At 65.9% G+C, this 19,069-nt stretch carries 17 protein-coding genes and 1 pseudogene; 5 read left to right on the forward strand and 13 right to left on the reverse strand.

Annotation, left to right across the window (positions count from 1 at the left end; translation table 11 throughout):
• Nucleotides 1-47: 47 nt before the first annotated feature.
• Nucleotides 48-246: pseudogene (locus ACX9NE_RS11080) on the reverse strand (4-hydroxy-2-oxovalerate aldolase); the annotation flags it as partial.
• A 306-nt stretch (nt 247-552) separates the two neighbouring features.
• Here ACX9NE_RS11080 and ACX9NE_RS11085 point away from each other — a divergent pair.
• Nucleotides 553-2,430: a PE family protein gene (locus ACX9NE_RS11085; protein WP_459361749.1), complete on the forward strand. Its 1,878-nt coding sequence runs from the start codon at nt 553-555 to the stop codon at nt 2,428-2,430.
• 44 nt (nt 2,431-2,474) lie between these two features.
• Here ACX9NE_RS11085 and dmpG read toward each other — a convergent pair whose 3' ends face one another.
• The 3 genes from dmpG to ACX9NE_RS11100 form a co-directional block, all read right to left on the reverse strand.
• The gene (dmpG, locus tag ACX9NE_RS11090; protein WP_459361748.1) at nt 2,475-3,530 is read right to left on the reverse strand and encodes a 4-hydroxy-2-oxovalerate aldolase; all 1,056 of its coding nucleotides are present in this window, start codon (nt 3,528-3,530) and stop codon (nt 2,475-2,477) included.
• Nucleotides 3,527-4,441: an acetaldehyde dehydrogenase (acetylating) gene (locus ACX9NE_RS11095; RefSeq protein ID WP_459361747.1), complete on the reverse strand. Its 915-nt coding sequence runs from the start codon at nt 4,439-4,441 to the stop codon at nt 3,527-3,529. Before ACX9NE_RS11095 ends, dmpG begins: the two co-directional genes overlap by 4 nt.
• A gap of 74 nt (nt 4,442-4,515) precedes the next feature.
• Complete coding sequence (locus ACX9NE_RS11100; RefSeq protein ID WP_459361746.1) at nt 4,516-5,301, reverse strand: 2-keto-4-pentenoate hydratase; 786 nt, start codon at nt 5,299-5,301, stop codon at nt 4,516-4,518.
• Nucleotides 5,302-5,373: 72 nt separating this feature from the next.
• Between ACX9NE_RS11100 and kstD the strand changes: the two genes are divergently transcribed.
• Entirely contained in the window at nt 5,374-7,056 is a 1,683-nt protein-coding gene (kstD, locus tag ACX9NE_RS11105; RefSeq protein ID WP_459361745.1) for a 3-oxosteroid 1-dehydrogenase, read from the forward strand.
• A 1-nt stretch (nt 7,057) separates the two neighbouring features.
• The gene (locus ACX9NE_RS11110) at nt 7,058-7,918 is read left to right on the forward strand and encodes a MaoC/PaaZ C-terminal domain-containing protein (protein ID WP_459361744.1); all 861 of its coding nucleotides are present in this window, start codon (nt 7,058-7,060) and stop codon (nt 7,916-7,918) included.
• Between the two features lie 62 nt (nt 7,919-7,980).
• On the opposite strand, the gene ACX9NE_RS11115 is transcribed toward ACX9NE_RS11110, so the two are convergent.
• The 7 genes from ACX9NE_RS11115 to ACX9NE_RS11145 form a co-directional block, all read right to left on the reverse strand.
• Entirely contained in the window at nt 7,981-8,820 is an 840-nt protein-coding gene (locus ACX9NE_RS11115) for an endonuclease domain-containing protein (protein WP_459361743.1), read from the reverse strand.
• A 127-nt stretch (nt 8,821-8,947) separates the two neighbouring features.
• Entirely contained in the window at nt 8,948-10,117 is a 1,170-nt protein-coding gene (locus tag ACX9NE_RS11120) for a lipid-transfer protein (protein ID WP_459361742.1), read from the reverse strand.
• Complete coding sequence (locus tag ACX9NE_RS11125) at nt 10,118-10,519, reverse strand: MaoC family dehydratase (protein WP_459361741.1); 402 nt, start codon at nt 10,517-10,519, stop codon at nt 10,118-10,120.
• Entirely contained in the window at nt 10,516-11,460 is a 945-nt protein-coding gene (locus ACX9NE_RS11130; RefSeq protein WP_459361740.1) for a bifunctional MaoC family dehydratase N-terminal/OB-fold nucleic acid binding domain-containing protein, read from the reverse strand. The genes ACX9NE_RS11125 and ACX9NE_RS11130 overlap by 4 nt, the downstream gene beginning before the upstream one ends.
• Nucleotides 11,457-12,632 carry an acyl-CoA dehydrogenase FadE29 gene (gene fadE29 / locus ACX9NE_RS11135; RefSeq protein ID WP_459361739.1) on the reverse strand — a complete coding sequence of 392 codons (1,176 nt, stop codon included), beginning with the start codon at nt 12,630-12,632 and terminating at the stop codon, nt 11,457-11,459. Before fadE29 ends, ACX9NE_RS11130 begins: the two co-directional genes overlap by 4 nt.
• Nucleotides 12,633-13,694 (reverse strand): acyl-CoA dehydrogenase family protein, encoded by a 1,062-nt coding sequence (locus tag ACX9NE_RS11140; RefSeq protein WP_459361738.1) that lies wholly within the window; start codon nt 13,692-13,694, stop codon nt 12,633-12,635.
• A 5-nt stretch (nt 13,695-13,699) separates the two neighbouring features.
• Nucleotides 13,700-14,950, reverse strand: coding sequence for a cytochrome P450 (locus ACX9NE_RS11145; protein ID WP_459361737.1), 1,251 nt, complete (start codon nt 14,948-14,950; stop codon nt 13,700-13,702).
• Nucleotides 14,951-15,082: 132 nt separating this feature from the next.
• Here ACX9NE_RS11145 and ACX9NE_RS11150 point away from each other — a divergent pair, with 132 nt between their 5' ends.
• Complete coding sequence (locus tag ACX9NE_RS11150) at nt 15,083-16,258, forward strand: steroid 3-ketoacyl-CoA thiolase (protein ID WP_459361736.1); 1,176 nt, start codon at nt 15,083-15,085, stop codon at nt 16,256-16,258.
• Between the two features lie 158 nt (nt 16,259-16,416).
• A complete protein-coding gene (locus tag ACX9NE_RS11155) occupies nt 16,417-16,872 on the forward strand; it encodes a nitroreductase family deazaflavin-dependent oxidoreductase (RefSeq protein ID WP_459361735.1) in 456 nt (151 codons plus the stop codon).
• Here ACX9NE_RS11155 and ACX9NE_RS11160 read toward each other — a convergent pair.
• Complete coding sequence (locus ACX9NE_RS11160) at nt 16,869-18,038, reverse strand: hypothetical protein (protein ID WP_459361734.1); 1,170 nt, start codon at nt 18,036-18,038, stop codon at nt 16,869-16,871. The two genes, ACX9NE_RS11155 and ACX9NE_RS11160, sit on opposite strands and share 4 nt — an antisense overlap.
• Before the next feature lie 102 nt (nt 18,039-18,140).
• On the reverse strand, nt 18,141-19,061 hold the full coding sequence (locus ACX9NE_RS11165) for an SDR family oxidoreductase (protein WP_459361733.1): 921 nt from the start codon (nt 19,059-19,061) through the stop codon (nt 18,141-18,143).
• Between the last annotated feature and the right edge of the window lie 8 nt (nt 19,062-19,069).

Here is a 19,069-nt window from a genome sequence, read left to right on the forward strand (position 1 = left end):
CTGACCCCACGATCGTAACCAGGGCCTAACTGGTGCGCGCCCCCCTGCTCGCGCTTGATCTCCAGCGCGATGTCGATCAGCTGGTCCTCCTGGCTGCGATGAGCTTGCGCTGACCCGCCCGATGCAAGAACGCGTGAGCCGGGACACCCTACCGCTCACCCTTACCGAAGGCCTGCTTGATAAAGCTCGAGTACAACGCTCGGATTACCCCGTGATCAGCGCGTTGCGGTCCAATAGGCATTCGGCCGCTTCGAAGTCGCCGTGCACCGAGCCCTTTCGGAGGCGGCGGCCCCGATACCACCGAAAACCCAGAGACTTCCAAAAAACTAGGCGATGCGCCACTCACCTTTCGGGCTTATGCTCAATTCGGTCGGCGACGTCATTAATGCGTTGCTAGGGCACCCTTTTCGCCCCCCGAGCGGGAGTTGCCCCCAATGGTGGCCGGGCGCAGGTTCGTCAAACAGCTGTCTAGGTGCCCGGGTGGGCTATACGCTCATGCTCGTCGAGTCCACGGCGGGCTGGTGGGGCGCACTCCGTGCCGGGAGGCATGTGATGTCTTTTGTGCTCGTGACACCGGCGACGCTGGTGACGGCGGCTTCCGATTTGGCCGGGATTGGCTCGGCGATCACAGAGGCTGGTGCGGCCGCATTCACCCCAACGACCATGTTGCTGGCCGCTGGCGCCGACGAGGTGTCCAACGCCGTTGCGGAACTATTCCGCTCCTACGCCCGGAGCTATCAGACGCTGGGAGTGCACGTGGCAGCGGTTCACGACCAGTTCGTGAACGCCCTGGCCACCGCGGGGGGCTCGTACGCGACCGCCGAGGCTGCCAACGCGCAGCAGGCTCTGCTCAACCTGATCAACGCGCCTACGCAGACACTGCTGGGACGCCCGTTGATCGGTGACGGCGCTAACGGCGCGCCGGGCCAGCCCGGCGGGCTCGGAGGATTGCTGTACGGCAACGGCGGAACCGGCGGCAGCAGCACCACCGCCGGGGTGGCCGGCGGGGCCGGCGGAGCGGCCGGGATGATCGGACACGGCGGCGCCGGCGGCGCGGGCGGCGCGGGGGCAGCCGGCGGGGCCGGGGGGGCCGGGGGTTGGTTATCCGGCAGCGGCGGGGCCGGGGGGGCTGGCGGGATCGCCGCGACACCGACCACCAACGGCGGCGCCGGCGGCGCGGGCGGCAACGCCGGACTGTTCGGCACTGGCGGGGCCGGTGGAGTAGGCGGGGCCGGCGCAACGGGGACGCAAGGCGTCAACCCCGGCCCGGCCACCCCGACCACCCCCGCCACCAACGGCGCCAACGGCAATACATTTCCCAATGGGACCACCACCGGCGGCGGGCCCGGCACGGGCGGAACCCTCACCGGACAGGCCGGCGGCGCCGGCGGCAGCGGTGGTATCGGCGGCACCGGCGGCAGCTTCGGTGGCGGCGCGGGCGGGGGGGCCGGTGGCAATGGCGGCCCCGGCGCCCCCGGCGGCGATGGCGGCGACGGCGGCGCCTCACAGGGCAGCGGAGTGCAGCCTGGTGGGGGCGGAGGCGGCGGGGGCCTCGGTGGCAGTGGCGGTGCCGGCGGATGGACCAATCCCGGCCAGCCAGGCGGCGGTGTCGACGGCGGTGCCGGCGGTGCCATCGGCGGCAAGTTCGGTCCCAGCGGCGGCGGTAACGGCGGTGGTGTCGGCGGCGGCCTCGGCGGCGGAGGCACATTCCAGGGCGGTAACGGCGGCGGCGGCGGCGGCGTGGGCGGCACCGGCGGCGGCGGCGCACCCGGCGGCAACGGCGGGGCAGGCGGGGCCGGCAGCGTAACTCTTAACCAAAGCGGTGGCGGCGGCGGTGGCGGCGGCGGTGCCGGCGGTACCGGCGGTCTCGGCGCCACCGGCGGCATGGGCGGTCTCGGTGGCTCGGCCACAGTCGGTGCGCATGCCGGCGGTGGCGGTGCCGGCGGTACCGGCGGCACCGGAGCTGCAGGCGGCACGGGTTCCGACGGCGGCGCCGGGGGCGCCGGCGGTCGAGGCGGGCTGCTGTGGGGCACCGGTGGAACCGGTGGTCTCGGGGGCGCCGGCGGGGCCGGCGGTCTCGGCGCCGGCGGAGCCGCCGGCGGCCAAGGCGGCCCCGGTGGCTTCGGCAGCTTCGGTGCGACCGGGGGCGACGGCGGCGACGGCGGCGACGGCGGGGGCGGCGGCGGGGGCGGCGGCGGGGGCAATGGCGGCGCCGGTGGCGCGCCCGGCGCGGGCGGGCTGTTTACCCAGGCTGGCGCCCCCGGCACGGGGGGCGCCGCGGGCAACGGCGGCTCGGGAGGCACCGGCGGCCTCGGCGGCACGGGCGGTATCGGTGGCCCAGGCGCTCCCCCCGGCAAAGCCGGCATGACCGGCCATACCGGTGCGATCGGCCAGACCGGGGCATCCGGCGTGCCCGGCCCATCCGGTTAACGCGAAGTCATTTCCAAGCCCTCAGCCGAATCGGCGAGATCGACTCAATTCGTCTTGGCCCCCGTTACCGCAGCACCACTTTCTTGTTCGCGCCTGATTTCCAGTGCGATGTCGATCAGCTGGTCTTCCTGGCCGCCGATCAGCTTGCGTTGGCCGGCTCGGTGCAACAACTCGTGAGCCGGCACACCGTAGCGCTCACCCTGACGGACGGCGTGCTTGAGGAAGCTCGAGTACACCCCCGAGTACCCCATGATCAGCGCGTTGCGATCCAGCAGGCACTCGGCGGGCATGGCAGGACGCACCACATCTTCGGCGGCGTCGGCGATGTCGAAGAAGTCGATGCCGGTCTTGACGCCGATCTTGTCGAACACCCCGATCAGCGCCTCCACCGGCGCGTTGCCCGCGCCCGCACCGAACCGGCGCACGCTGCCGTCGATCTGCTTGGCCCCGGCGCGCACCGCTTCCACCGAGTTGGCCACGCCCAGTCCGAGGTTCTCGTGTCCGTGGAAACCCACCTGCGCGTCCTCGCCGAGTTCGGCCACCAGCGCCGAAACCCGGTCGGCGACGCCTTCGAGTACCAGGGCGCCGGCCGAGTCGACGACGTAGACACACTGGCAGCCGGCATCGGCCATGATGCGGGCCTGCGCGGCCAACTTCTCCGGCGCGATGGTATGCGACATCATCAGGAATCCGACAGTTTCCAGTCCCAGCTCGCGGGCCAGCCCGAAATGCTGAATGGAGACGTCGGCCTCGGTGCAGTGGGTGGCGATGCGACAGATTGAGCCGCCGTTGTCCTGCGCCTCTTTGATGTCCTCTTTGGTGCCGACGCCCGGCAGCATCAGGAAAGCGATTTTCGCCTCCTGCGCGGTTTCGGCGGCCAGCTTGATCAATTCCTGTTCGGGTGTTTTCGAGAAGCCGTAGTTGAACGACGAACCGCCGAGTCCGTCGCCGTGCGTCACCTCGATCACCGGAACCCCCGCGGCATCCAGCGCCGTGACGATGGAGCGCACTTCCTCCTTGGTGAATTGGTGGCGCTTGTGATGGGACCCGTCGCGCAGCGACGTGTCAGTGATTCGGACGTCCCAGATGCTCTCGGTCATCGTGCGCCTCCCGTCACAGCCAGCGTCTCCTTGGCGATCTCCTCGCCGACCTTGGTCGCGGCCGCGGTCATGATGTCCAGGTTGCCCGCGTACGGCGGCAGGTAATCTCCGGCGCCCTCGACTTCGACGAACGTCGTCACCACCGCCTGACCGCCCGAGTTCATCGACGGCTCGTCGAATTGGGGCTCGTTGAGCAACCGGTATCCGGGCACGTAGGTTTGCACCTCGGCGACCACCTCGTGAATGGACTTGGCGATCGCGTCCCGGTCGGCGCCCTCGGGGATCGCGCAGAAGATGGTGTCGCGCATGATCATCGGCGGGTCGGCGGGGTTCAGAATGATGATGGCCTTGCCGCGGGCGGCCCCGCCGATGGTTTGCACGCCGCGCGACGTGGTCTTGGTGAACTCGTCGATATTGGCGCGAGTGCCCGGCCCCGCGGACACCGAAGCGACCGATGCCACGATTTCGGCGTAGGGGACCTCGACGACCCTGGAGACGGCATACACGATCGGGATGGTCGCCTGCCCGCCGCAGGTGATCATGTTGACGTTCGGAGCGTCCAGATGTGCGCGCAGGTTAGCCGGTGGGATCACCGCCGGGCCGACGGCGGCCGGGGTCAGGTCGATCGCGCGAATCCCGGCCGCCTCGTACTTGGGCGCCGCCGCCTTGTGCACGTAGGCGCTGGTCGCCTCGAACACCAGGTCAGGCTTCTCGTCCTGTTCCAGCAGCCAGTCCACGCCCTTGTGGCTCGCTTGGAGCCCGAGCTTGCGAGCCCGTGCCAGGCCTTCGCTCTCGGGGTCGATGCCCACCATCCAGCGGGGTTCCAGCCAATCGGATCTCAGCAACTTGTACAGCAGATCGGTGCTGATGTTCCCCGATCCGACAATGGCCACACTCGCCTTGGTCGGCATCCCAACGCTCCTAACCCCTCGGTCGCGACCCGCTTCGCCCGGCTTCCGCGCTTGCGATCGCTCCATATCGAGACCTATTCAAACGACAGACGAACGGCACCCAGCCCCGCGAACTCCGCGACGAACTCGTCGCCGGCCCGCGCGTCGACCGCGAAGGTGCACGATCCGGGCAACACGATGTCACCCATTTTCAGCCGCACGCCAAAACTCTCCACCTTGCGGGAAAGCCAGGCAACGGCGGTGACCGGATTACCGAGTACCGCGTCGCTGCGGCCCTCGGCGATCAATTCGCCGTTGCGGGTCAGCTTCGCGTCGATCGCCTTGACGTCGATGTCGGCCGGCGATACCCGCGCCGACCCCAGCACGAAGCCCGCCGAGGAGGCGTTGTCGGCGATGGTGTCGCAGATCTTGATCTGCCAGTCCTTGATCCTGGTGTCGATCAGCTCGATCGATGGCACCAGTGCCTCGGTGGCGGCCAGCACATCCTCTTCGGTGCACTCCGCACCCGGCAGGTCGCCGGACAGGATGAAACCGACCTCGACCTCCACCCTCGGCAACAGGTATCGCGACGTCTGCACCGGGACGTCTTCGAAGACCTGCATGTCGTCGAGCAGGTGCCCGTAGTCGGGTTCGTTGACGCCCATCATCTGTTGCATCACCGGCGACGACAACCCCACTTTGTGCCCCACCACCCGGGCACCCGCGGCGGCCCGCCGGCGGATGTTGATCAACTGGATCTCGTAGGCGTCGACGACGTCGATATCGGCGTAGGCGGCTGTCAGCGGTGCGATGCCCTCGCGGCTCCGCTCAGCCTGTGCCAGTTCGGCGGCAAGCTCTTCCCGGGTCGCATCACTGAGCATTTACCGAAGTTCCTTCGTCCGCTTGACCGGGCCAGTAGCGCCCAGCCCGGGCAATTCTATAACGTGTTCTACATGACAGCACAGGAGTACGACGTCGTCGTGGTGGGAAGCGGCGGCGCCGGCATGGTGGCTGCCCTCACCGCCGCACACCGCGGCCTCTCGACAGTAGTCATCGAGAAGGCTCCGCACTATGGCGGCTCGACCGCGCGCTCGGGTGGCGGTGTGTGGATCCCGAACAACGAGGTCCTGCAGCGCGACGGGGTGAAGGACACCGCCGAGGCCGCCCGCACCTATCTGCACGGCATCATCGGAGGTGCCGTGGAGCCGGAACGTATCGACACCTACTTGCAGCGCGGGCCCGAGATGCTCTCGTTCGTGCTCAAACACACCCCGCTGAAGATGTGCTGGGTGCCGCGCTACTCCGACTACTACCCGGAGGCACCGGGCGGTCGGCCCGACGGCCGGTCCGTCGAGCCGAAACCGTTCAACGCCCGCAAGCTGGGCCCGGACGAGGCCGGTCTGGAACCTGCCTACGGCAAGGTGCCGCTCAATGTGGTTGTCATGCAGCAGGATTACGTGCGGTTGAACATGTTGAAGCGCCATCCCCGCGGCGTGCTGCGCAGCCTGAAGGTGGGCGCGCGCACCATGTGGGCGAAGTCGACCGGCAAGAACCTCGTCGGCATGGGGCGGGCGCTCATCGCACCGTTGCGAATCGGGTTGCAGCGGGCGGGAGTTCCGGTGTTGCTCAACACCGCGCTGACCGACCTCTACGTCCAGGACGGGGTGGTACGCGGTGTGTATGTCCTAGACGCCGGAGCCGCGGAGTCTTCTGATCCGCGGCTGATCCGGGCCCGGCGCGGGGTGATCCTGGCCTCCGGCGGTTTCGAGCACAATGAGCAGATGCGGGTGAAGTACCAGCGCGCGCCCATTACCACGGACTGGACGGTGGGCGCGAAGGCTAACACAGGCGACGGTATCATCGCGGGCGAAAAGCTCGGCGCCGCACTTGATTTCATGGAAGACGCCTGGTGGATCCCAACGGTGCCCCTGGTGGGCGCGCCGTGGATCGCCTTGTCCGAACGCAACTCACCGGGCGCGATCATGGTCAACATGTCCGGCAAGCGTTTCATGAACGAGTCGATGCCATACGTCGAGGCTGGGCATCACATGTACGGCGGCGAGTACGGCCAAGGCTCCGGTCCCGGCGAGAACATTCCCGCGTGGCTGGTATTCGACCAGCAGTACCGGGATCGCTACATCTTCGCCGGATTGCAGCCGGGGCAACGCATCCCGCGTAAGTGGATGGAGTCCGGCGTCATCGTCACCGCAGACACCCTCGAGGAACTGGCCATCAAGGCAGGTTTACCCGTCGACGAATTCATGGCGACGGTAGCCCGTTTCAACGGGTTTGCGCGCTCCGGTGTCGACGAGGATTTCCATCGCGGTGAAAGCGCCTACGACAAGTATTACGGGGATCCGACCAATAAGCCTAATCCCAACCTCGGCGAGCTGACCCATGCGCCGTACTACGCCGCCAAAATGGTGCCGGGCGACCTGGGTACCAAGGGCGGAATCCGTACCGACGTCCACGGGCGGGCCCTGCGTGACGACGGCAGCATCATCGAAGGCCTCTACGCCGCAGGCAATGTCAGCGCACCGGTGATGGGGCACACCTACCCCGGCCCAGGGGGCACCATCGGTCCGGCGATGACGTTCGGGTACCTGGCGGCACTACACATCGCGGGAGAACGCTGACATGCCGATCGACGTCGACGTCGCACTGGCCGCGGAACTGGATCCCGTCGAATTCTCCTGGACCAGTAGCGACGTCCAGCTCTACCACCTCGGCCTGGGCGCGGGTGCCGACCCGATGGATCCGCGGGAGCTGCGCTACCTGGTCGACGACATCCCGCAGGTATTGCCGACCTTCGCCAATGTGGCCGCCACCTTCCACATGACCAAGCCACCTACGGTGCAGTTTCCCGGTATCGACATCGAGTTGAGCAAGGTGCTGCACGCCAGCGAGCGGGTGGAAGTGCCTGCGCCGCTGCCGCCTTCGGGCTCGGGTAGGGCGGTCACCCGGTTCACCGACATCTGGGACAAAGGCAAGGCGGCGGTGATCTGGAGTGAGACGACGGTGACCAGCCCTGCCGGTGACCGTTTGTGGACGCAGCGGCGCTCCATTTTCGCTCGCGGCGAAGGCGGCTTCGGAGGCGAGCGTGGGCCATCGGGTGCGGATGCCACACCCGACCGCGCGCCGGATCTTGAGCTCGCAGTGCCGATTCTGCCGCAGCAGGCGTTGCTGTACCGATTGTGCGGCGACCGCAACCCGCTGCACTCCGATCCCGAGTTCGCCGCTGCCGCAGGCTTTCCCCAGCCGATCCTGCACGGGCTGTGCACCTACGGGATGACCTGCAAGGCCATCACCGACGCCCTGCTGGACGGCGACGCCTCGGCCGTCGCGGCCTATGGCGCCCGCTTCGCGGGGGTGGCGTATCCCGGCGAGACGCTACAAGTGAAGGTGTGGAAGGAAGACGGTCGTTTCCTGGCCGGCGTTGTCGCGCCGGCGCGCGACAACGCCGTGGTGCTATCCGGCGTGGAGCTGGTCCCGGCGTAACCTACCGCTTTTCGCCGATCGTGAAGCTAGCTTCACAATCGCCGCCGAGCGTGAGACCAGCTTCACGCTCGGCGAGCAAGCGCGCCGCGGACCCGACGGACAATCTCCGCCGGCCGATCGCCCGCCAGCACCCGGACAACGATCCAGCCAAGTCGTTCGAGGCCTTCTCGTCGTCGGCTGTCCCATCTGTACTGCCGCTGATCGGTCCGATGTTGTTCACCGTCGTACTCAACCGCCACCTTCAGCTCCGGCCAACCCATGTCGAGATAGGCGAAAATTTCCCCGAATTCGTCGCTGACCGGAATCTGAGTCTGCGGTCGCGGCACCCCCGCCTCGATCAAGACGACGCGCAACCAGGATTCCTTCGGCGATTGCGCACCCATATCGAACAGAGTCGCCGCCTTACGTGCCCGGACGATGCCTCGGCGGCCGGCATATCTGTCGATCAACAGTTCAAGGTCAGCCGACTTGACCTCTGTCGCCCGGGCCAAAGCGTCGATGGCGGCCACCGCCGTCATGGTGGGGTACCAACAGCCGAGGTCGAGGGCTGTCCGCGCGGGCGTCGTCACCACTATGCCGTCGATGATCTCGATCTCGTCGTTGTCGATGTGGTTACCCCGCGGTTGTATGCCGGGCAGTCGGTGTCGGTTGTCGCAGATCAGCTCGACCGGTTTTGCACCGTCAACCCAATTGCTTCCGTGCATCGCCGCGGCGGAGAATCCCGCGACCACTCCTTGCCGGCCAGCCCACAACCAACCTGCATGCGCGCGTAGGTCGGCCGTGGTCTGCACATGCGGATCCACGTAGACGTCGCGGAACAATCGCCGATAGCCACTCAGCAGTTGGCTCTTGGTCAGGGTCCCGGCGGCGACCGCCTCACTCCCGATGAACGGATCTGCCATACCCGCAGCATGGCAACTGCCGATTGCGGGCTCATTCAACCATCCACAGGCCGACGAGCGTGAAGCCAGCTTCACAGCCGTCGGCGAACGTGAAGCCAGCTTCACGCTCGCCGCCAAGCCAGAGAACTCAGCCCAGAATCAACCCCGAGGTAGGCACACCCGTCCCCGCGGTCACCAGCACATGCTCGACGTCAGACACCGGATTCACTGAGGTACCACGCAATTGGCGCACGCCCTCGGCGATCCCGTTCATCCCATGGATGTAAGCCTCACCCAATTGTCCACCGTGCGTGTTGATCGGCAGCCGCCCGCCGATCTCGATCGCACCGTCGGTGATGAAGTCCTTGGCTTCACCGCGGCCGCAAAATCCCAACTCCTCCAACTGAATCAGAGTGAACGGCGTGAAATGGTCATACAGAACCGCGGTCTGAATATCGGAAGGCGCCAAGCCGGATTGAGACCACAACTGCTCCCCTACCACACCCATTTCGGGCAGGCCGATCTCAGGCCGGTAATAGCTGACCATCGTATACTGGTCCGGGCTGGATCCCTGGGCCGCCGCCTCGATGACGGCCGGACGGTGCTTGAGGTCGCGGGCCCGCTCCACCGACGTCACCACGATCGCCACCGCGCCGTCGGTCTCCTGGCAGCAGTCCAGCAGCCGCAGCGGTTCGGCGATCCACCGCGAATTCTGATGATCCTCAATGGTTATCGGCTTCCCGTAGAAGTATGCCTTCGGGTTCTTGGCGGCATGCCTTCGGTCGGCCACCGACACCGCACCGAAGTCACGGCTCGTGGCGCCCGACCAGTGCATGTACCGCCGGGCGATCATCGCCACCTGCGCGGCCGGCGTCGACAGCCCATGAGGATACGAGAACGAGTTGTCCACGCCCGTCGAATCAGCCGGAGCGTCGGCGTTTCCTGCCAACCTCGTCTGCACCTGGCCGAATCGCATCCCGGAGCGCTCGTTGAAGGCGCGGTAGGCCACCACCACGTCGGCCACCCCGGTGGCCACCGCAATGGCGGCCTGCTGCACGGTCGCACACGCCGCGCCGCCGCCATACCCGATCTTGGAGAAGAACTTCAGGTCACCGATGCCGACTGCGCGCGCCACCGCCACCTCGGTGTTGGTGTCCATCGTGAACGTGGTCAGCCCGTCGACGTCCGCCGGCGACAACCCGGCGTCGTCCAGCGCGTCCAACACGGCTTCCGCAGCCAGCCGCAGCTCGGACCGACCGGAGTTCTTGGAGAAGTCGGTGGCGCCAATCCCGACGATGGCAGCCTTACCGGACAACATCTACGCGTCCCCCATCGTCAGTGTTACCGTCGCAATCACGTGGTTACCAAGACTGTTGGCACCGATCACCTTCACCGTGATCAACCCGTCCTGCACCGCGGTCACCTCACCGGAGAAGGTCACCGTGTCGTAGGCGTACCACGGCACCCCGAGCCGCAACCCGATCGACTTGATCAGCGCCGACGGCCCGGCCCAGTCGGTGATGTAACGCTGCACCAGACCCGTATCGGTCAGGATGTTGACGAAGATGTCCTTGGACCCCTTCGCGACAGCCTTGTCCCGGTCATGGTGCACGTCCTGAAAGTCGCGCGTTGCCAACGCCGTTGAGATGATGAACGTCGGGTCCCCGTACAGCTTCAACTCGGGCAGCTGCGTACCGACCTCGATAGCGGGCGCACTCATGCGTCCGGCTCCCATGCATGCAAGGTCCACTCCGGCCCGGCATCCCCGGCCGGGAAATCGATATACGTTGCGTGGACCGGCATTCCGATCTCCACCGCCGCGGGATCGACACCCCGCAGCTCGCCCAGCATCCGGACGCCCTCCTCCAGTTCCACCAACGCGATCACGAATGGCAGTGTGCGGCCCGGAACCTTCGGCGCATGATGCACGACGAAGCTGTACACCGTGCCGCGCCCGCTGGCCACGGCATAGGACACAGGATCACCCGGATCCTGCCACACTGCGGGCACCGGCGGGTGCTGCAACGAACCATCGGCCAGCTTCTGGATCCGTAGTTCGTGCGCCTTGACGCCCTCCCAGAAGAACGCGGTGTCACGCGAGGACGCCGGCCGCATCATGGCGTCGGCGTCCAGGTCTTCCGGGACGGAATCCGAGGACCCAGCGGGCTTGAATTTCAGGATGCGCCAGTTCATCTCGGCCACATCCTCGTCGCCGACCCGCCACACGATGTGCTGGTTGATGAAGAAGCCCTCACCCAACGCGGTCTGCTTGGGCCCCAACACTTCACCCATCTCCGAGGTGATGCTGACTTCCTCACCGGGCCGCAGATAGCGGTGATAGGTCTGCTCGCAGTTCGTTGCGACTACGCCGATATAGCCGTTGTCGTCGAACAGCTTCATCATCGGGCCGATGGGGTCGTCGTCCGGGCGGGCTCCGCCCAGACCGAACATGGTCCACACCTGGATCATCGCCGGCGGCGCGACAAGCCCCGGGTGTCCCACCGCGCGAGCCGCGGCCTCGTCCACGTAGATCGGGTTGCGATCACCGATCGCTTCGACCCAGTTGTTGATCATCGGCTGGTTGACCGGGTCCCGGCCGGTGCGCGGTTTACCACCGCCAGCCGCGACGATCTCCGCGATGGCTTCGTGAAGTTCGCTCATCGAGGTACCCTCGGCACCTTCAGACCCGCTGCGGCGATCATCTCGCGCATGACCTCGTTGACGCCGCCGCCGAAGGTGATCACCAGGTTGCGTTTGGTCTGCGAGTCCAGCCACTCGAGCAGTTCCGCCGTTTCGGGCTCGGCCGGGTTCCCGTACTTGCCGACAATCTCCTCGGCGAGCCGCCCGATGTACTGAATCTTTTCGGTGCCAAAGACTTTCGTCGATGCAGCATCCGCAACATTGATGTCCTCACCCGCGGCGGCCACCTGCCAGTTCAGCAACTCGTTGATCCGCCACAGCGAGTAGATCTCTCCGAGCGCCCTCTTGACGTCGTGATGGTCGATCGGGGTGACGCCGTTGCCACCCGGTTTGGACGCCCACTCGTGCAGGCGGTCGTAGATGCCGGCGGTGCGGCCGGCCGGGCCGAGCATCACTCGCTCGTTGTTGAGCTGGGTGGTGATCAACCTCCAGCCGCCGTTCTCTTCACCGACCAGCATGTCGGCGGGCACCCGGACGTCGTTGTAGTACGTCGCGTTGGTGTGGTGTGCGCCGTCGGACAGAATGACCGGCGTCCAGGAGTAGCCCGGATCCTTGGTGTCGACGATCAGGATCGAAATGCCCTTGTGTTTCACGGCTTCCGGGTCGGTGCGGCAGGCAAGCCAGATGTAGTCGGCATCGTGCCCACCGGTGGTCCACATCTTCTGGCCGTTGACTGTGTAGTGCCCGGTGGCCTTGTCGCCCGTTCGCACCGCCGAGGTCCGCAACGACGCCAGGTCGGTGCCGGCCTCGGGTTCGCTGTAACCGATCGCGAAGTGCACTTCACCGGCGAGGATCGCCGGCAGGAACTTCTTCTTCTGCGCCTCGGTACCGAACTGCTGCAGCACCGGGCCGACTGTCTGCAGGGTGACCGCGGGCAGCGGCACATCGGCGCGATGCGCTTCGTTGACGAAGATCGACTGCTCGATCGGACCGAAACCCAAGCCGCCGTACTCTTTCGGCCAGCCCACGCCGAGCTTGCCGTCCTTACCCATCCGGCGGATCACCGCACGGTAGGCCTCGTTGTGACGATCTTTCTCCATCGCCTTCGCCTCTTCGGGCGTAATCAGATTGGAGAAGTACTCCCGCAGCTCCGCCTGTAGCTGCCGCTGCTCGGGGGTCAAGTCGATAAACATCTACGCTCCAACCAAGCTGTCTGGGTGGCGACCCGCTACACCCGGGTGCACCGGACTGGCGACCGCCACCAAATCGAGACGATGCGACGGCCCACCCAATATCCGGGTCAGGTCTTTGATCGTGGAGTAGTACCGGTGCATCGGGTAGGTGATGTCCATGCCCATGCCGCCGTGCAGGTGATGGCAGGTCTGCATCGCCGGCGGCGCCTGAGAAGCCAGCCAATACCCGAGCACGTCCAGATCGCTGTCGGCATCGCGGCCCTCGGCCAGTTTCCACATCACCGCTTTGGCCGCCAAATCGATTGTGCGCGAGGCGATGTATACCTCCGCCAGCTGCGCCGCAACGGTCTGGAACGTCGATAGCGGCTTGCCGAACTGCTTGCGGTTGGCCACATAATCGGCGGTCAAGCGCAACGCGCCGGCCACCAATCCAGCGGCATAAGCGCCGATCATGGCCAGCACCAGTCGGTTTACCCGCTCCGCCGAAGCACCGGTTAGCACGTCGGCGTCGGCGACCGCGACATCGGAGAAGCTCACCGTGTACTCGTCGGAGCCGTTGGACGTCGGAGTGCGGACCAGTCGCACACCATCGGCCTTGGGCGACACCACCACAACGGCAGTGTCGGCCGTCACCAACATCCAGTCGGCCAACTCCGCATACCCGACACCGACTTTCACTCCGGACAACCGGCCGCCGCGCAACGCAACCGAAGGCCGGTCCGGCAGTGCGGACCCGGGTTCGTTGAGCGCGGCGGTCAGCACCCCGCCGCCCGCGACTGAGGCGAGATAGCGGTCCTGTTGCTCATCGGTTGCCAGGTCGAGCAGCGGTACCACGCTGTAACCCAGGGTTACCAGTGCCGGAGTAATCGCACCGTGGCGGCCGGCCTCGGTGAGCACCGTACCCACCTCGGCCAGTCCGACTCCGTCTCCACCGAGCCGCTCCGGCACCGGCAGCGCGGTCACACCTCCGTCAACCATTGCGGCCCAGGATAATTCGCGGCCCAGTACCGACTTCACGACGTCGGCAACGGCCTCTTGCTCTGCGCTGAGATCGAAGTCCATCGTGATCAGTGCGCGACCGCGCTCTTGCCCGTGTAGTCGACCTGCCAGTGCTTGATGCCGTTGAGCCAGCCCGACCGCAGGCGCTCGGGTTCCGAAATAGGCTTGAGGTCCGGCATGTAGTCGGCGACCGCGTTGAAGATGAGGTTGATGGTCATGCGTGCCAGGTTGGCTCCGATGCAGTAGTGCGCTCCGGTGCCCCCGAAACCGACGTGCGGATTCGGGTCGCGCAGGATGTTGAAGCTTTGCGGGTCGTCGAAGACGTCCTCGTCGAAATTGGCCGAACGGTAGGACATCACCACCCGCTGCCCCTTCTTGATCTGCACGCCGGCCAATTCGGTGTCCTCGGTTGCGGTGCGCTGGAACGCCGACACCGGGGTCGCCCACCGGATGATCTCGTCGGCGGCGGTCGACGGGCGCACCCTCTTGAACAGCTCCCATTGATCGGGGTTGTTCGCCATTGCGATCATGCCGTGGGTAATCGAGTTGCGGGTGGTCTCGTTGCCGGCGACCGCGAGCATGATCACGAAGAAGCCGAACTCGTCATCGGAAAGCTTCTCGCCGTCGATGTCAGCCTGGATGAGCGTGGTGACGATGTCGTCGGTGGGGTTTTTGCCCCGCTCGTCGGCCATGGCCATCGCATACGTGATCAGCTCCATCGACGATTGTGCAGGATCGACGGTGGCGTACTCCGGGTCGGTGCCGCCGGTCATCTCGTTGGACCAGCGGAACAGCTTGTCGCGATCCTCCTGGGGAACACCGAGCAGGCCTGCGATGGCTTGCAGCGGCAGCTCGCACGCGACCTGCTCGACGAAGTCGCCGCTACCAGCGGTCGCCGCGGTCTTGGCGATGTTCTGGGCGCGCTGGGCCAGTTCGGCCTCCAGTCGTCCGATGGCCCGCGGCGTGAAGCCGCGGGAGATGATCTTGCGCAACCGGGTGTGGTGGGGTGCGTCCATATTGAGCATGACGTTGCGCTGCAATTCGACCTGGTCGCGCTTCATCTCCGGCGGCCACGTCGGGATGGCGCCGTTCATCCAGCTGGAGTAGATATCGCTGCGCCTCGACACCTCCTTGACGTCGGCGTGTCTGGTGACGAGCCAGTAACCGTGGTCCTCGAAACCACCCGAGCCGTTTGGGATGTCAACCCAGTGGACCGGCTCGGCCTGACGCAGGGCGGCGAGTTCCTCGACGGGCAACCCTGCAAGGTTGACATCAGGGTCGAGGAAGTCGAAGTCGGCGGGGATGTTAGGGGGTGCCATCTAGAGTGCGCTCCTTTTACGACACTATTTGCAACGTGTTCTAGTGCCAGTAAAACACGGCTCCTCCGCAGATAAAAGGCAGGTCGCCGTCCTCGCTTGTCATAGTAATGAAACGTGTTCTAGCCTGACTTCATGGGTATCCCGGTCATCGTCGAAGCCACCCGCAGCCCCATCGGCAAGCGCAACGGATGGCTGTCAGGACTGCACGCCACCGAACTACTCGGCGCGGTCCAGCAGGCATTGGTCGACAAGGCCGGTATCTCGTCCGGTCTGCAAGCGGGCGACGTCGAGCAACTCGTCGGCGGCTGCGTGACGCAGTTCGGCGAGCAATCCAACAACATTACGCGGGTGGCGTGGCTGACGGCCGGTCTGCCCGAGCACGTCGGCGCCACCACCATCGACTGCCAATGCGGCAGCAGCCAGCAGGCCAACCACCTGGTCGCCGGTTTGATCGCGACCGGTGCCATCGACATCGGTATCGCCTGCGGTATCGAAGCCATGAGCCGCGTGGGGCTGGGCGCCAACGCCGGCCCGGATCGCGCGGCGATCCGCGCGGCGTCCTGGGACATCGACATGCCGAATCAGTTCGAAGCCGCCGAGCGCATCGCGAAGAGACGCGGCATCACCCGCGAGGAGATCGACGCTTTCGGCTTCGCTTCGCAGGCCAAGGCCAAGCGGGCCTGGGAGGAGAATCGGTTCGATCGCGAGATTTCACCGATCGTGGCGCCGGTGCTCGACGAGAACAAGCAGCCGACGGACGAGCGCGCACCGGTCACCAAAGACCAGGGACTGCGCGAGACCACCCTGGAGGGGCTCAGCCAGCTCAAGCCGGTGATGGAGGGGGGCATCCACACGGCAGGTACCTCGTCGCAGATTTCCGACGGCGCGGCCGCGGTGCTTTGGATGGATGAGGAGAAGGCCAAGGCGCTCGGACTGCGGCCGCGGGCCCGGATCATCAGCCAGGCCAACGTCGGCGCCGAGCCGTACTACCATCTCGACGGTCCCGTGCAGTCGACGGCCAGGGTGCTGGAGAAGGCCGGAATGAAGATCGGCGACATCGACATCGTCGAGATCAACGAGGCCTTCGCTTCGGTGGTGCTGTCCTGGGCGCGCGTGCACGAGCCGGACATGGACCGGGTGAACGTCAACGGCGGCGCCATCGCGCTGGGTCACCCGGTGGGCGCCACCGGCGCCCGGCTGATCACCACCGCGCTGCACGAATTGGAGCGCACCGACCAGAGCACCGCGCTGATCACCATGTGTGCGGGCGGCGCCCTGTCGACCGGGACCATCATCGAACGCATCTAGGCCGTGCACGGCTGCGAGGCCCGAGACGACGTCGTGAGCAACGCGCCGCGCGGGTCGGCGGGACCTTCGTGACTCCAGCCGCAAGCCCTACCAACAACGCCGAGATCCACCGCATCAGGGCCGGCTTCACGCCGTTCATCCAGCTCTAGGATCAGTCCATGCCCAAACCTCCCCCTCGCTTCCTGAATTCGCCGCTCACCGATCACTTCATCAAGTGGATGTCGCGGCTCAACACCTGGATGTACCGCCGCAACGGCGGCGAAGGTCTCGGCGGCACGTTCCAGAAGATCCCCGTCGCCCTGCTCACCACCACCGGCCGCAAGACCGGGGAACCACGGGTCAGCCCGCTGTACTTCCTGCGTGACGGTGACCGGGTCATCGTGGCGGCGTCGAAGGGCGGCTCCGCCAAGAACCCGATGTGGTATCTCAACCTCAAGGCCAGCCCCAAGGTGCAGGTACAGATCAAGAAGGAAGTGCTCGACCTCACCGCTCGCGACGCCACCGACGCGGAGCGGGCCAGGTACTGGCCGAAGCTCGTGGACATGTATCCGAGCTACGAGGACTATCAAGCCTGGACGGATCGAACGATTCCGATCGTCATCTGCGAGCCTTAATGGCCGCCGGGACCCTTTAGCAGCATCGACGAGTACTCCCGCAGATCAGAGTCGGGCACCGACGGAAACCCGCCATAGTCCTGGTACAACTCAATGCTCGACGCACCGAGTTGCACGCCGGAGGCGATGACGTCGCGCAGGTTGTTCGGTGTGGCCTGCAAGGTCTGGAATTCCACCTCGGAGTGGCTGTTCTTCATCGCCGAGTAGAGCGTCTGCAGTTCCGGCGTCACCACCGGTACGGCGAGGTCGTGGTTGTCGAAAACGCAACGGCCGCCGCCGCGATGCTCGCAGTCGGCCATCCACCCGAGCGTGAAATTGACGTCCTTCACCGGCTTGCCGCTGTCGGTACCGATGTACGCGTTCAGCGGCGTCTCGAAACGTGTTGCCTGCCAGGGGGAATAGTCATCGACGATGCCTTTGAGACACGTCTGGTAATTGGCGTCGGTGAGACCGTTGTGCCGGAGCGGTTCCAGGGCGCCGGGTGTCGTGTCGATGGAGAAGGGTTCGGAGGTGAACATCATGCACGAAGTCACCGCCACCTCATGTATCAGAGGATCGCTGTCATACTTGGCCGCGAGCAGTTGCTGCAGATGTGCCCACGCCGAGCGATACGCGTCGCTCCATACGTGGCCCAGAGGGCGTTCTTCTTTTTTGCCGTTGACATTGGTATGGACGACCGAGAATTTGCCCCCACTTGCGGCCATCACCCACTCGGGCGCCCAAGAAGCCCCCCAGACACGGATTTTCACCGCGAGCGGCGCGGTCGGATTCTGCTGATTGTACTTCCGGACCGCCGCGAGACCCTGATCGATTTCGTTGTCGGCCGCCAATCCTGATGTCGCTGTGGGCTCGAGGTTGCGCCAGGTAGCAATGAGGACGATTCCCTGAAGCAGCCCGGCTTTTTGGCTCACCGGGCTAATCGTGTTGACGGGCTCGCTGTTCAGGCCGAAATTGTATGCGCCCATGGAAATAATTCCGCGCAGTGGGTCCTTGATGGTTTGCGCGGCCAGCCCGACGCGGGGCGAATGCGTGGCGCAAGGCCAACAAGCCAGCACAATGATCAGCGGGAAAGGCGCGAACGACCATAGGAGACGGTGCAGCCGGACACCGATCATTCTGGCGCACAACAATACTTGCGAAACTGCGTATACCGCCGCGCCTTGCATGCACCGAGTGTACTGAGATTTGCTCACGCAAACCGAAAAGCTCAATTGTATTTGCTTATGACGCCCTAATGCTTTAAAGCTCGAATTTGCGAATTGCCAAGCTCACGAACTCGCCCCGTATACCGGAACCGGTGTGCGTGACTTGGCCAGCAGATCGGTGACCACCGGTCCCAACTCGGCGGGATCCCATCGCGCCCCTTTGTCGACCTGCGGGCCGTGCGCCCAACCCTCCGCGACCCGGATCAGTCCACCTTCGACTTCGAACACTTTGCCTGTGACAGTGCGGGATTCAACGCTGCCCAGCCACACCACCAGTGGCGAGACGTTCTCCGGCGCCATAGCGTCGAAACCGCCGTCCTCGGGCGCGGCCATGGTCTCGGCGAATACCGCCTCGGTCATGCGGGTGCGCGCGGCCGGCGCGATCGCGTTGACCGTGATGCCGTAGCGCCCCAATTCGGCCGCAGCGACGAGGGTCAACGCGGCGATTCCGGCCTTCGCGGCCGAGTAGTTGCCCTGACCGACGCTGCCCTGCAGACCGGCGCCGGAGCTGGTGTTGATGATGCGGGCGTTCAGATCGTCCGGGCCGACGGTGCCGGCCTTGATCTGCCGGCGCCAGTAGCCAGCAGCGTGCCGCAGCGTGGCGAAGTGGCCCTTCAGGTGCACCCGGATAACGGCGTCCCACTCACTTTCACTGGTGTTGGCCAACATTCGGTCCCGGATGAAGCCGGCGTTGTTGACCAGCACGTCCAGACCACCGAACGCGTCGACCGCGGTGTCGATCAGATTCTGCGCACCCGTCCAGTCGGCAACGTCGTCACCGTTGGCAATTGCCTGCCCGCCGGCCGCGGTGATCTCGTCGACCACCTGCTGCGCCGGGCTTTCGCCCGCCGAACCGTCCAGTCCCACGCCGATGTCGTTGACCACCACGCGTGCGCCCTCGGCGGCGAAGGCCAAGGCATGCGCCCGGCCGATGCCGCGACCCGCGCCGGTGACGATGACCACCCGCCCGTCCACCACACCCATATTTCAGC

Source organism: Mycobacterium sp. ML4, from assembly GCF_054515735.1.

Bases quoted from the DNA above. Each gene is read 5' to 3' on its own strand.
- ACX9NE_RS11120 (WP_459361742.1), bottom strand. From the start codon at position 10,117: ATGTTGTCCGGTAAGGCTGCCATCGTCGGGATTGGCGCCACCGACTTC.
- ACX9NE_RS11110 (WP_459361744.1), top strand. From the start codon at position 7,058: ATGCCGATCGACGTCGACGTCGCACTGGCCGCGGAACTGGATCCCGTC.
- ACX9NE_RS11095 (WP_459361747.1), bottom strand. From the start codon at position 4,441: ATGCCGACCAAGGCGAGTGTGGCCATTGTCGGATCGGGGAACATCAGC.
- ACX9NE_RS11085 (WP_459361749.1), top strand. From the start codon at position 553: ATGTCTTTTGTGCTCGTGACACCGGCGACGCTGGTGACGGCGGCTTCC.
- kstD (WP_459361745.1), top strand. From the start codon at position 5,374: ATGACAGCACAGGAGTACGACGTCGTCGTGGTGGGAAGCGGCGGCGCC.
- ACX9NE_RS11140 (WP_459361738.1), bottom strand. From the start codon at position 13,694: ATGGACTTCGATCTCAGCGCAGAGCAAGAGGCCGTTGCCGACGTCGTG.
- ACX9NE_RS11145 (WP_459361737.1), bottom strand. From the start codon at position 14,950: ATGGCACCCCCTAACATCCCCGCCGACTTCGACTTCCTCGACCCTGAT.
- ACX9NE_RS11155 (WP_459361735.1), top strand. From the start codon at position 16,417: ATGCCCAAACCTCCCCCTCGCTTCCTGAATTCGCCGCTCACCGATCAC.
- ACX9NE_RS11125 (WP_459361741.1), bottom strand. From the start codon at position 10,519: ATGAGTGCGCCCGCTATCGAGGTCGGTACGCAGCTGCCCGAGTTGAAG.
- ACX9NE_RS11160 (WP_459361734.1), bottom strand. From the start codon at position 18,038: ATGCAAGGCGCGGCGGTATACGCAGTTTCGCAAGTATTGTTGTGCGCC.
- dmpG (WP_459361748.1), bottom strand. From the start codon at position 3,530: ATGACCGAGAGCATCTGGGACGTCCGAATCACTGACACGTCGCTGCGC.
- ACX9NE_RS11150 (WP_459361736.1), top strand. From the start codon at position 15,083: ATGGGTATCCCGGTCATCGTCGAAGCCACCCGCAGCCCCATCGGCAAG.
- ACX9NE_RS11130 (WP_459361740.1), bottom strand. From the start codon at position 11,460: ATGAGCGAACTTCACGAAGCCATCGCGGAGATCGTCGCGGCTGGCGGT.
- fadE29 (WP_459361739.1), bottom strand. From the start codon at position 12,632: ATGTTTATCGACTTGACCCCCGAGCAGCGGCAGCTACAGGCGGAGCTG.
- ACX9NE_RS11115 (WP_459361743.1), bottom strand. From the start codon at position 8,820: ATGGCAGATCCGTTCATCGGGAGTGAGGCGGTCGCCGCCGGGACCCTG.
- ACX9NE_RS11100 (WP_459361746.1), bottom strand. From the start codon at position 5,301: ATGCTCAGTGATGCGACCCGGGAAGAGCTTGCCGCCGAACTGGCACAG.
- ACX9NE_RS11165 (WP_459361733.1), bottom strand. From the start codon at position 19,061: ATGGGTGTGGTGGACGGGCGGGTGGTCATCGTCACCGGCGCGGGTCGC.